Source organism: Bradyrhizobium sp. RP6 (genome assembly GCF_003837805.1).
Taxonomy (GTDB): domain Bacteria; phylum Pseudomonadota; class Alphaproteobacteria; order Rhizobiales; family Xanthobacteraceae; genus Bradyrhizobium.
This window is the reverse complement of the sequence record NZ_RQIT01000029.1, coordinates 20,185-32,527: the sequence shown is the minus strand read 5'-3', so window position 1 is coordinate 32,527 and position 12,343 is coordinate 20,185. Positions and strand designations below refer to the sequence as shown.

Below are 12,343 nucleotides of genomic sequence, written 5' to 3'. Positions count from 1 at the left end.
ATATGAGACGAGAGTGTTGATGACATCGCCCAAACAGTCTGCTCCAGTCCGCATCGGCAACCGTCTTCTGGGCGATGACGAACCCTGTTACGTCATCGCCGAAATCGGCAACAACCACAATGGCGACTTCGACCGCGCCATCGCGCTGGTCGATGCCGCGGTTGCGGCGGGCGCCGACTGCGCCAAATTCCAGATGCGCAAACTCGACGAGGTCTATCGTGCCTCGAGCCTGTCCGGGAAGGACGACGATCTCGCCGTCGAATATACGCTCGATCTCCTGCGCCGCTTCGAGCTGCCCATCGCGCAGCAAAAGAAGATCGCCGAGTACTGCGCAGCCAAGGGTATCGAGTACCTCTGCACGCCCTGGGACGCGAAGAGCGTCGCCGTGCTCGAAAGCTTCGGCGTGCAGGCCTACAAGGTCGCGTCGGCCGACCTCACCAACCTGCCGCTGCTCGCTCGCCTCACAGCAACCGGCAAGACGCTGATCGTCTCGACCGGTATGAGCACGACGGACGAGATCAAGGCGGCGGCGAAGTTCCTCGACGACCGCAATGCCAGCTACGTGCTCCTACATTGCCAGAGCACCTATCCGGCCGCGCTCCACAACATCCATTTGCGTTTCATGGAAACGCTGCGCGAAATCCATCCGGTCGTCGGCTATTCCGGCCACGAGCGCGGCATTGCCGTTTCCACAGCCGCCGTCGCGCTCGGCGCCGTGGTCATCGAACGCCACATTACGCTCGATCGCGAGATGGAAGGTCCGGACCATGCCGCGAGCCTGGAGCCTGAGGAATTCAAGGCACTGGTCTCCGGCATCCGCGAGGTCGAGGCGGCGCGCGGAGAGAAGCTCGCGGAGCGCGCGCTGAGCCAGGGTGAGCTGATCAACCGCGAAAACCTCGCCAAGAGCTTGGTGGCCGCGCGCGACCTTCCGGCCGGTACGATGATCTCCGAAAACGACATCGCCGTGAAGAGCCCGGGACAGGGCCTGTCGCCACTGAAGATGCCGGCGCTGCTCGGCCGCAGGCTGAGGCGAACGATGGCGGCGGACGACTATTTCTTCCAGAGCGACCTCGACGAGGGCGTCGCGAAGGCACGGCGCTACCGTTTCGACCGGCCCTGGGGGGTGCCGGTGCGCTATCACGATACCGCGCGCTTCCTTGAGATCTGCGAGCCCGACATCATCGAATTCCATCTCAGCTACAGCGACATGGAACGCGATCCAGCGGCCTATCTCTCCGGCACCTATGATCTCAGCTTCGTCGTGCATGCGCCGGAGCTGTTTGCTGGCTCCAAGCTGATGGACCTCGCAACCCCCGACGAGGCGCTGCGGCGCTATTCGCTGGAGCAGACGCAAGCGGTGATCGACATCACCCGCGGCCTGAAAAAGTTCTTTCCCAAGACCAAGCGCCCGCCCATCGTCGCGAATATCGGCGGCTTCACCATGGATGAGCCGCTGCCGCCGGAGGAAAAAGCCGAGCGCTATCGCATTTTTGCGCAGAGCTTGAGCGAGCTCGACATGGACGGCGTCGAGCTGACGCCGCAGACCATGGCACCGTTCCCCTGGCATTTCGGCGGCCAGCGTCATCAGAACATCTTCATCTTCCCGGAGGAGTCGGCCGCATTCTGCGCCAGGCATGATCTGCGCATGTGCGTCGACATCTCCCACACCAAGCTCGCCGCCAATCATTTCGGCTTCGACTTCGCGCAAGGCCTCGCCCAGCTCGGGCCGCACACCGCGCATCTGCATTTCGGCGACGCCAAAGGGCTGGACGGCGAAGGACTCCAAATCGGCGAAGGCGAGATCGATTTCGACGAGATCGGACAGGTGCTGCGCAAGCATGCACCGACGGCGTCGTTCATTCCCGAGATATGGCAGGGCCACAAGAACATGGGCGAAGGTTTCTGGACCGCGCTCGAGCGCCTCGAGGGACACATCTGATGGCGCGCAAGACGCTGGCCGTGATCGCCGCGCGCGGCGGCTCCAAGGGTATCCCGCACAAGAACCTGCTCGATCTCTGCGGCAAGCCGCTGATCGCCTGGACGGTCGAGCAGGCGCGTGCCGCACGTGGCGTCGACGTGGTGGCGGTCTCGTCGGACAGTGACAATATCCTGGCCGCGGCCGAGGCCGCGGGCGCGGTCGGCGTGCGGCGTCCGGACGACATTTCGGGCGACCTCGCCTCCTCCGAATCCGCCTGGTTGCATGCCCTCGATGCGATCGAGGCGAGCATGGGACGGTTCGAGCGCATCGTCGCACTTCAGGCCACATCGCCGATCCGCGAGCCCGGCGACATCGAGAACGCGCTTGCGACCTTCGACCGCGACCGTCTCGACAGCCTGCTTTCGGTCTGCGAGGTCGAGGATTACTTCAACTGGCGGATCGGCGCGAGCGGACCGGAGCCGATCAATTACGACTATCGCAACCGCCGCATGCGGCAGCAGATCGAGAAGCGCTACCTCGAGAACGGCTCGTTCTACGTCCTGATCCCATCCCTCCTGCGCGAGCAGAACAATCGTCTCGGCGGCAAGATCGGCTTCCACGTGATGGAGCGTCACAAGATGTTCCAGATCGATCGTCCCGAGGACGTCAAGCTTTGCGCCGCCATCATGCGCAGTTACGGCTATGCCTGATCTCAGCGCCTTCTCTCTCGCAGGCAAGATCGCCGTGGTCACCGGCGCTTCGCGCGGCATCGGCGCCGCGATCGCGAGCGGCCTGAAGAATGCGGGGGCCACGGTGTTCGGCCTCAGCCGGTCCGGAACCGCGCCGCAGGGCGTCATCGCGATTGCCTGCGACCTTTCAGACGACGGAGCCATCGAAAGCGCGTTCCGCACCATTGCGGCAAAAGGCGATCGCATCGACGCACTCGTGAATGCCGCCGGCATCAGCCTTCCCGCCCAAAGCAGCGAAAGCGAGCTCGCACGCTTCCGCGCCACGGTCGCAACCGATCTCACCGGCGTCTACGCCACCATCCTCGCCGCCTACCCGCTGCTGAAGAACGCGGGCTCGGCGGCGATCGTCAACGTCACCAGCATCAATTCGGTGCGGGGCTTCCCCGGCAATCCCGGCTACGTGGCAGCGAAGGCGGGTCTGGCCGGGCTGACGCGCGCGCTCGCCGCCGACTACGCACCCGACGCCATCCGCGTCAACGCGCTTGCGCCCGGATACGTCGCAACGGAGATGACCGCGAGGAGTTACGCCGATCCCATCATGCACGAGGATCGACGCCGCCATACGATGCTCGGCCGCTGGGGACAGCCCGCCGACATGGTGGGCGCCGCCATCTTCCTGGCCTCGGAAGCCTCCGCCTACGTGACCGGCCAGGAAATCTTCGTCGATGGGGGCTGGACCACCAAGGGTCTCGCCATCAGCTCGGATAACACATCGTGACCGCAACACTGCAACGCATCGGCTTCATGCAGGGACGCCTGTCGGCACTGGTCGACGGCAAGATCCAGGCTTTCCCGTGGAATGAATGGCGCGAGGAACTTCCCCGTGCCAAGGCGCTCGGCCTGACGCGAATGGAATGGACCATCGATCAGGAGCGGCTGCGGGAGAACCCGCTCACGACCGAGGCGGGACAACAGGAGATTCTGACGCTGTCGCGCGAGAACGGCGTCCGCATCCCGAGCCTGACAGGCGATTGCTTCATGCAGGCGCCGTTCTGGAAGGTCGATGCTGTGGTACGCGACGCGCTCGTCACCGACCTCGACCTCCTGATCGCGGCCTGCAGCCGGATCGGCATCGAATTCGTGGTGATCCCGCTGGTCGACAACGGCAAGATCGAGCGCCTGAGCGAGACCGATACGTTGAAGCGCGTGCTTCTCGCGCGCTCCGAGCAGCTCGCAAGACGGAACGTCAGGATCGTCTTCGAATCCGATCTGCCGCCGCATGAGCTCGCCCGGTTCATGGAGGCGTTTCCGGCGGACGTCTTCGGCATCAACTACGACAGCGGCAACAGCGCTTCGCTCGGCTATGACAGCGACGAGGAGATTGACGCTTATGCGCCGCGCATTCTCAATGTCCATGTGAAGGACCGCATTCGGGGCGGCACCACCGTGCCGCTTGGCACGGGCAATGCCGACTTGGCGAAGACGATCCGTCTGATCGAACGCTCCGGCTACAAGGGGCAGTACATCCTGCAAACTGCGCGAGCCAGCGACGGCGATCACGCCGGCGCGTTGGCGAAGTATCGCGACATGACGGTTCGCTGGATCGAGGATGCCGCGCGATGAAACTCGAGCTGAACGATCGCGTCGTGCTCGTCACAGGGGCCAGCCGCGGCATCGGGCTTGCGATCGCAACGACGCTCGCCGCGGAAGGTGCCAAGGTCGCGCTCGCCGCACGCGGCGCCGATGCGCTCGATGCCGCACGGGCCGCGGTCCGCGGCAGCACGTCGGTACACGTGGCCGATGTCGCCGATCCGGCTGCCGCTGCGACGTTGGTGCAGGAGGTCGAACGGCAGTGGGGCCGCCTCGACATTCTCGTCTGTAACGTCGGCAGCGGCGCTTCCGTACCTCCTGGGAAGGAAACCGCCGCGGAGTGGTCGCGGGTGATGGACCTCAATCTCTTTGCCACGACCAACATGATCGAGGCCGCACGGCCGCTGATGGCGCGCGGCAGCGGCGACCGGTCCATCGTCTGCATCTCCTCGATCGCCGGCATGGCGGCGCTTGGCGCGCCCGTAACTTACTATGCCGCGAAGGCGGCGCTGAACGCCACCGTGCGCGGGCTGGCGCGCCCGCTGGCGCTTGAGGGCATCCGCATCAATGCGGTCGCACCCGGCAACATCCTCGCCGCCGACGGCACCTGGGCGCGCAAGCTCGCCGAGAACAGGGCCGCAGTCGAGGACATGCTTGTTCGCGAGGTGGCACTGCGCCGGCTGGGCAAGCCGGAAGAGGTCGCCGACCTCGTCGCGTTCCTCGTCTCGCCGCGCGCGGCGTTCATCACCGGCAGCGTCATGGTCGCCGACGGCGGCCAATTGCGCAGCTGAACAGGAGCTCCCGATGGCAAGCCCGTCCTCACGCTATGACCTGACCGGCCGCACCGCTCTCGTGACCGGTGCAGGCGGCCTGCTCGGCCGGCAGCATGTCGCGGCGCTCTCCGAGGCTGGCGCGCGCGTCGTCGTCACCGACGTCGGGCTTGCGCAGGCCGAAGCCGCCGTTGCCGCGCTCAAGCAGAACGCGCCGTCCGCCGACCTGATTGCGCTTGCGATCGACGTCACCACACTCGATTCGGTGCGCGCTGCGCACGAGCAGCTTTCCAGCCGTGCCGTCTCCATCGACATCCTCGTCAACAACGCTGCAATCGATCCCAAGGTGACCTCCGCACCCGGCGTGATGCATTCCTCCCGCTTCGAGGCGTTTCCGGTGCCGCAATGGCAGACCGAGATCGCCGTGGGCCTGACCGGCGCGATGCTGTGCGCGCAGGTGTTTGGCGGCGCGATGGCCAAACGTGGTCGCGGCGTGATCCTCAACATCGCCTCCGATCTCGGCGTGATCGCACCGGACCAGCGGCTTTACCGCCAGCCGCAGGTGACACGCGAGGAAGAGCAGCCGGTGAAGCCGGTGACTTATTCGGTGATCAAGCACGGCCTGATCGGGCTGACGAAATATCTGGCGACCTATTGGGCCGACCATGGCGTCCGCGTCAACGCGATCTCTCCCGGCGGCGTCTTCAACAACCAGGATCCCGCTTTCGTCGAACGACTGACGCGCCTGATCCCCATGGGCCGCATGGCCGAGGTCGACGAATACCGCGCTGCGGTGCAGTTCCTCTGCTCGGATGCCTCCAGCTACATGACCGGGCAGAACCTAGTGATCGACGGCGGCAGAAGCGTGTGGTAGCGGCGCAAGCGCCCACGCGCGACGGCTCTCCGGCCCGAGGGCGTCCCCTCATGGGAATTCTCGATCCACGGTCACCATTTCTGAGATACACGTCCGCGGGACATTGATCACGGCCGACCTCTGACGGGTTTGTCGGATTCAGGCCGGACGAGAACATCCATCTCTGACTGCCCTCCGCTTGGAGGCGCGAGAGCCGGCTCCGCTCCTGCGGAAACTCGGTCCGCCATGAGCACGATCAGCAGCTTGGAGGGGAACCTGCGGCCGGCGACGTAGTCGGAAAAGAGGCACTTCGACCTCGATCGGATTTGCTTCCGAGTCCGCCCCCGCAACCTTGCGTTGCGCCTGCGCCCCCCATATAATCAAAGCTGGCTATGCGATTTGGTACCCGCCTGAACAGCCGGATCAGGGCCCATCCTGGACATCCACCACGACGACCGTTCGTCAGCACCATGCCAACCACGACGTCCATTCAACCGAGGAATCGCTGACGTGCGTTGGCAGACAAAGGCGCGAGCGTTCTTGGTGCTGTCGAACATCCCCTTTGGCGAAGACATCCACTACGCCCTGCAGCGCTACGTTACACGACGGCTGCCCCGGCCCGAGAAGCAGGTCAAATCCGTCTACACGCTCGCGCGGCGGCTGCTGGGCGTTCACCAAGCGTACAGTCTACGGCCGCTACGGGATTCGACCTGCTTCGAGTTCGGCACCGGGCGCGATCTGATCATTCCGCTCGCCTTCAGCGCGTATGGAGCGCAGCGCTTCATCACGGTCGACATCGCGCGCTTGGCCAAGCTGGAGCTGATCCGCTCCAATGCCGCCATCATTTCCAGACTCAGCGGCACCAGCCACCCCGATATCAATTCCCTTGACGACCTCAAACGTTCCTGGAGGATCGACTATCGCGCGCCAGCCGATGCCCGGACGACAGGCCTGCCGGCCGGTTCGATCGACTGCGCGGTCTCCGTCGAAACGCTCGAACACATTCCCAAGGATAACATCGCGGCGATCTTGAAGGAGCTGCGACGCATCATTCGTCCTGACGGACTGGTCCTCATGCAGATCGACTATGGCGACCACTTCAAAGGCTTCGATCCGTCCATCAGCTCGTTCAACTTTCTGACCTATTCCGAGGAGGATTGGGCGCCTTTCCAGTCGCGCTTCCAGTACGTCAATCGTTTGCGCCACAGCGAGTATCTGAAACTATTTAGAGAGGCCGGGTTTGAGCTACTCAGCGATCAGCCCGATCGTCGGCCGCCGGAGCGGCATATTCTGGAACGATTGGCACCATGCTTCACAGGCTTCTCCGAAGAGGATCTGTTCACGCTTGGCGCCCTGATCATCTGTCGTCCGGCCGATCCATCGAACCAAAATTGAAGGTCGCGATTTGCTCGTTGCTGTGCAGAATTGCGGGCTGTGTCAGGGCAATTGCGGACGTCGCACCACAAAGCGGCGAAACAATCGAGTCCTGTCGGCCAGCACCAACGGAAGAATGGGGGCCCGCTCCTCGACAATGATTGCCGCAAAGAGCGCAGCAATCTTCACCCAATATGTCGGCGTCGCGACAAAGTTCAGCATGCCGCCGATGTACATTACGTAGATGCCGTACAGCACGTAGAAAGATAGAGCCGCCGTCAGATATCGTTCGACGATGATTGACCGGATCATGACAGCTGAGAGGAGCGCAGTGAGCCAACCGGCCCCCAGCAGAAAGATCCAGCCGAAATAGGGACCAAACAGTTCGAAGAAAATTTCGGGAAACCCGCCGGCGAATTGAAAACCGCCTGTGATGTGTTCGGTCGTCCGCGGCTCGCCAATGGTTTCGGACATCAGAAGTTGCGGGGTCGTGTTCCGTCCCGCAACGATGGGACGGTCGAACAGAAAATCGAAGACGTGGCGCGCATCCCAATCTCCGTGAACCAGAACGCGTTGATAGGACGCCCATCCTATCTCCGAGGGCTGCACCAGAACGCGCTCCACGAAAGCATCCAGCGCCGCATGACCTTCGAACCCTCGAACCCTGGTCAGATTCCAATAGAGCGCGAATGCAATCATCGTGGCCGTCAACACAATGACGCCGGTGCCGGCCAGCACGATGCGACGGTCGGTAATGCGGGGCAGCAAGCTGAACAAACTTGCGCTCCCGAGACCTCGCGCCTGAACGATCAGCACCGCGGAAAACGGTATGACAAAGAACGAGCAAAATCGGTAAAAGGGCGAGAAGCGTCCGCCTACGAGAAATATGTAGAAGACGAGGACGGCCAGCAATCCCACAAAGCGGTAATCGTATCGCTGGCGTCGCAGTCGCTCGGCCGCAAACATGGTCCCCCACCAGAAGCAGAGCATGTCGCCTCGCTCGATCACCAGACGATGGAGAAAATTGGCCTGTTCGTTGAAGGTCCAACGCTCGATCTTGGCAAACAGCGGAATGACACCTCCTTGAAGGAGGGCAGCGAAAAGCAGGATCAAGAAGAGGATGGACGCGTAGAACGTGACGTCGGAAAGGGTCAGCTGGGATCGGGGCGCAGGCAGTCCGGGAATCGGAGCCGAGCGCGCCCATTCATCGAGCGAACGGGAGTTAAAGACCCAAAGGAAGGGAAGAAGCGTCAGAAAATACGCAATCGACTGGAACACCGACATGACGCCGGGTCCAATGAACATCTGCAGTTGGGACGAGAACAAGGGCCCCGCCAGATCGATGTAGAGCGACGAAATCGTCCGCCATGCGAAAGTGAACAAAAGGAAAACAAGACAAACAAAGATGGTCGACCTGAACAGTCCCAACCAAACGATGAAGAGTAGTATGGAGGCTCCAGCCAGAAGGGTCATTGCCGAAGTCCTACCCGAGACGAGCGGGCCGCCTCAGAAAAAAGGTCAAAAGACCGACGAAGAGCAGAATGCCCAAGCCCGCCAGGATGGCTCTTTGCACGAGATTGACTTCCCTCGGCCCTTCTGTCGCGGGAGGCGATCCATCCTGTGGACCCGTCATCCTCACGGTGCGTTCAAGGTAAGCCAGTAGAGCAATGCGCGTATCGATGTTGAGCATCCTGTCGACCGAAGTCCCAGGACTCTCCACGAGGGTAGAGCCGATGGAAATCCCGTCCGGCCGAGCCGGCGTGAATTCCATCTTCTTCAATGCATCGCTGAGCACCGCTCTTGCATCTTGCAGGCGCACGCGCATCGAACGCAACAACTCCATTCTCGGTTCGAGCAACCTTTGGTGCGCAGCCTGGATCGCAAGAACAGCTTGTTGAAGCAGGGTCACCGCCTCCTCCTTCGAGGCGGAACTCGCCTCCAGGCGGATCGACGAATCGCCAATAACGATCCCGCGCAATGAGGCTCCACCGAACGCCCCACGCGAGTCGGGAAAGGCCTTCCGAGCATCGGCCAGAACAGTGCTCTGAAATTGGACCGTCCCGATTCGCGTCACCAGATCGCGGGCACTTTCCACGGGTTCAACTCCTGCTCCAGCGGGCCCGAGAATACTTTGAAGGGAGGGCACTGTACCAATCGCGATCGTCGAGGTCGCGGTCCAGGATTCCACCCTCTGCCCGACGGCAAGGGAGCCAAGAGCAGCCAACAGGATTGCCCCGATCATGAGCGAAAGGACCCAATGTATCCGCACTACTCGGACGGCACCATGGAACCATCTCGCGAGCTGCTGAAACGCTGGAGCTCGCGACGTACGCTCGGCCATAGGCATGTGACTCTTGTCCCCGGCAATCCCCACAACACGGATGGGGAACCCAATCACTATCATACTGAGCTATCTCTGGTTGATCAATCGGCCCATGGCAAGGGCTCTCGATGAACGATCTCCGTATGAGCGCCCGCCTGCGCTCCGCGCCGCCGGTTCGTTCAACAGGAGAGTCCACGACTTCTCCCTTGCTCGTTGCCTCCGAGCGTCGCTACGCGTAAACAGAGAACACAATGGTTTCTGAGGTAGCGAGCAGTGCGCCATTGACAAGTGTTGGTGCGGGGTCTTTGTCACTCAGTGTCGCTCCACCAAGCCCTTTATCAACGCTCGACCGACGTTGTGGGAATATCCGGCCACCACAGCTCAATCCAACGAGAGCCAGAACCTTGAGACAGACATTTGTTGCTCACCTTCGACGGAGGTGCCGAGGGGGAGAGCCGTCATGCTGAGACAGGCCGTCGTCCTCGTCGGGGGGCTCGGCACCCGCCTCGGCGAACGCACCAAAACCGTGCCGAAGCCGATGCTCGACATTGGAGGGCGGCCGTTTCTCGACACGCTGATCGACGAGCTCGTACGTTATGGCGTGTTCGATGAAATTCTCCTGCTTGCAGGCCACAAGGCGGAGATCGTCGAGACGCACTACGCCGCGGCCGCCAGGGAATCGACGCGAATCATCGTGTCGCGCGAGACCGAGCCGCTCGGCACCGGCGGTGCGCTCGTGCACGCGCGAGATCTGCTGCATGATCGCTTCCTGCTCCTCAATGGCGATTCGCTGTTCGATTTCAACCTGCTCGACCTGATCGTGCGCGCCCAAGGGGGGCACGTTCACATGGCGTTGCGCGACGGCGTCGTCGGCGACCGCTATGGGCGCGTCGTTCTCGACGGTGACGTAGTGCGTGACTTCATCGCCCCGGGTGTGGGTGCCACGGGACCCGTCAATGCCGGTATCTACATCATCGACAAGTCCGTTCTTGCCGGCATCACAAAGCTTCCCGCCTCGCTCGAGCAGGACGTATTCCCTGGCCTAGCCAATTCTGGCGCGCTGCGCGGCACCGCCTATCGCGGTTACTTTATCGACATCGGCATTCCCGACGATTTTGCGCGCGCCGACCGCGAATTGCGGGACAAGCTGCGGCGGCCGGCCGTGTTTTTCGATCGCGACGGCGTGCTCAACCATGATTCAGGATACACTTTCGAGGCGCACAAGCTCGAATGGATCGAGGGCGCACGCGAGGCCGTGAAGGCCGTCAACGACGCCGGCTATTTTGCCTTCGTCATCACCAATCAATCTGGAGTCGCACGCGGCTATTACGAGGAGCATCACGTGGTCGCGCTGCACCGCTGGATGGCGGACCAGATGGCACTGATCGGCGCGCATGTCGATGCGTTCGAATATTGCCCCGATCACCCTGAAGGAACCGTCGCGCGCTATTGCCGCACTAGCGACCGGCGCAAGCCGGCGCCGGGCATGATCACCGATCTCGCGCAGCGCTTTCGGATCGACATGACGCGCAGCATGGTGATCGGCGACAAGCCGAGCGACATCGAAGCCGCTCGTGCAGCCGGCCTCGCCGGCCACTTGTTCGAGGGCGGCAATCTGGAGACCTTCGTGAGACAGCGCCTCATCCCGGCCGGCCAAGCCTAGGCGCGTATCACGAAAACTGCTGCATCCCCCGGCATTTGGCAGCTTTCCAGTGCTGCTCTGTTGCGCGCAACCGCCAGTGTGCTATAGCGCACATCTTCTTGTGAACACAGGCTTAATCGCCTTCTGGGGTCCGGCATGGCAGATCTAAGTGGCGCCCGCGTCCTCGTTACCGGCAGCGACGGCTTCATCGGTTCGCATGTCGTCGAGGAGCTGGTGAAGGCCGGGGCCCGCGTCAAGGCGATCGTCTACTACAACTCCTTCAATTCCTGGGGCTGGCTGGACACGGTTCCCGCCGACATCATGAAGTCGGTGGAGGTGGTCGCCGGCGACATCCGCGATCCGCATTTCATGATCGCAACCGCCAGCGGCTGCACCGACGTGCTACACTTGGCGGCGCTGATCGCGATCCCCTTCTCCTACGTTGCGCCCGACTCCTATGTCGACACCAACGTGAAGGGCACTGTGAATGTGCTTCAGGCGGCGCGCATGGCTGGCGTGCGGCGCTTCGTGCAGACCTCGACCAGCGAGGTCTACGGCACGGCGCAGATCGTCCCGATCAAGGAGAACCATCCGCTGGCGGGCCAGTCGCCCTACTCGGCCTCGAAGATCGCGTCCGATCAGATGGCGCTGTCGTTCCACGCCTCGTTCGACATGCCGGTCGTTGTGATCCGCCCGTTCAACACCTTCGGCCCCCGGCAGTCGGCGCGCGCGGTGATCCCTACCATCATCAGCCAGATCGCGACCGGCAAGCGCAAGATCCGTCTCGGCGCCGTCAGTCCGACGCGGGACTTCTCCTTCGTCACCGACACCGCGCGTGGCCTCATCGCAGGCCTCAGCGCGCCGGCCGAGCAATGCGTCGGCCAGACCATCAATCTCGGCAGCGGCTTCGAGATCTCGGTCGGTGCGACCGTCGAGATGATCGCCGATGTCATGGGGACCACGATCGAAATCGAGACCGACGAGGCGCGCCTGCGTCCCGCCAACAGCGAGGTCGAGCGGCTCTGGGCCGACAATTCCAAGGCACGCCAGCAGCTCGGTTGGAGCCCTGAATTCGGCGGTGTCGAGGGCATGCGTCGCGGCATGGTCAAGACCGTCAACTGGTTCACCAATCCCGCAAACCTCAACCGCTACAAGGCTGACGTCTACAATGTCTGAGGTGATGG

At 62.7% G+C, this 12,343-nt stretch carries 11 protein-coding genes; 9 read left to right on the top strand and 2 right to left on the bottom strand.

Going from position 1 to position 12,343, the window contains the following annotated elements; translation table 11 throughout:
- The first annotated feature begins 19 nt into the window (after positions 1 to 19).
- From EHH60_RS32995 to EHH60_RS37285, 7 genes are all read left to right on the top strand, one after another.
- Positions 20 to 1,939 carry an N-acetylneuraminate synthase family protein gene (locus EHH60_RS32995; protein ID WP_245454650.1) on the top strand — a complete coding sequence of 640 codons (1,920 nt, stop codon included), beginning with the start codon at positions 20 to 22 and terminating at the stop codon, positions 1,937 to 1,939.
- Positions 1,939 to 2,628, top strand: coding sequence for an acylneuraminate cytidylyltransferase family protein (locus EHH60_RS32990; protein ID WP_124163465.1), 690 nt, complete (start codon positions 1,939 to 1,941; stop codon positions 2,626 to 2,628). Before EHH60_RS32995 ends, EHH60_RS32990 begins: the two co-directional genes overlap by 1 nt.
- Entirely contained in the window at positions 2,621 to 3,385 is a 765-nt protein-coding gene (locus tag EHH60_RS32985; protein WP_124163464.1) for an SDR family oxidoreductase, read from the top strand. Before EHH60_RS32990 ends, EHH60_RS32985 begins: the two co-directional genes overlap by 8 nt.
- Positions 3,382 to 4,230: a sugar phosphate isomerase/epimerase family protein gene (locus EHH60_RS32980; RefSeq protein ID WP_124163463.1), complete on the top strand. Its 849-nt coding sequence runs from the start codon at positions 3,382 to 3,384 to the stop codon at positions 4,228 to 4,230. Before EHH60_RS32985 ends, EHH60_RS32980 begins: the two co-directional genes overlap by 4 nt.
- Positions 4,227 to 4,988 (top strand): SDR family NAD(P)-dependent oxidoreductase, encoded by a 762-nt coding sequence (locus EHH60_RS32975; RefSeq protein ID WP_124163462.1) that lies wholly within the window; start codon positions 4,227 to 4,229, stop codon positions 4,986 to 4,988. Before EHH60_RS32980 ends, EHH60_RS32975 begins: the two co-directional genes overlap by 4 nt.
- Before the next feature lie 13 nt (positions 4,989 to 5,001).
- Positions 5,002 to 5,841, top strand: a complete 840-nt coding sequence (locus EHH60_RS32970) for an SDR family oxidoreductase (protein WP_124163461.1) — start codon at positions 5,002 to 5,004, stop codon at positions 5,839 to 5,841.
- 489 nt (positions 5,842 to 6,330) lie between these two features.
- Positions 6,331 to 7,215 (top strand): class I SAM-dependent methyltransferase, encoded by an 885-nt coding sequence (locus EHH60_RS37285; RefSeq protein WP_199752335.1) that lies wholly within the window; start codon positions 6,331 to 6,333, stop codon positions 7,213 to 7,215.
- 42 nt (positions 7,216 to 7,257) lie between these two features.
- Here the strand turns inward: EHH60_RS37285 and EHH60_RS32960 are convergent, their stop codons facing one another.
- Positions 7,258 to 8,667, bottom strand: coding sequence for a DUF6418 domain-containing protein (locus tag EHH60_RS32960; RefSeq protein ID WP_124163460.1), 1,410 nt, complete (start codon positions 8,665 to 8,667; stop codon positions 7,258 to 7,260).
- A 10-nt stretch (positions 8,668 to 8,677) separates the two neighbouring features.
- Positions 8,678 to 9,289 carry a hypothetical protein gene (locus EHH60_RS32955; protein ID WP_124163459.1) on the bottom strand — a complete coding sequence of 204 codons (612 nt, stop codon included), beginning with the start codon at positions 9,287 to 9,289 and terminating at the stop codon, positions 8,678 to 8,680.
- A gap of 688 nt (positions 9,290 to 9,977) precedes the next feature.
- Here EHH60_RS32955 and EHH60_RS32950 point away from each other — a divergent pair.
- Together EHH60_RS32950 and EHH60_RS32945 are read left to right on the top strand one after the other, a co-directional pair.
- Positions 9,978 to 11,180, top strand: a complete 1,203-nt coding sequence (locus tag EHH60_RS32950) for an HAD-IIIA family hydrolase (RefSeq protein WP_124163458.1) — start codon at positions 9,978 to 9,980, stop codon at positions 11,178 to 11,180.
- A 135-nt stretch (positions 11,181 to 11,315) separates the two neighbouring features.
- On the top strand, positions 11,316 to 12,335 hold the full coding sequence (locus tag EHH60_RS32945) for an NAD-dependent 4,6-dehydratase LegB (RefSeq protein ID WP_124163457.1): 1,020 nt from the start codon (positions 11,316 to 11,318) through the stop codon (positions 12,333 to 12,335).
- Positions 12,336 to 12,343: the final 8 nt, after the last annotated feature.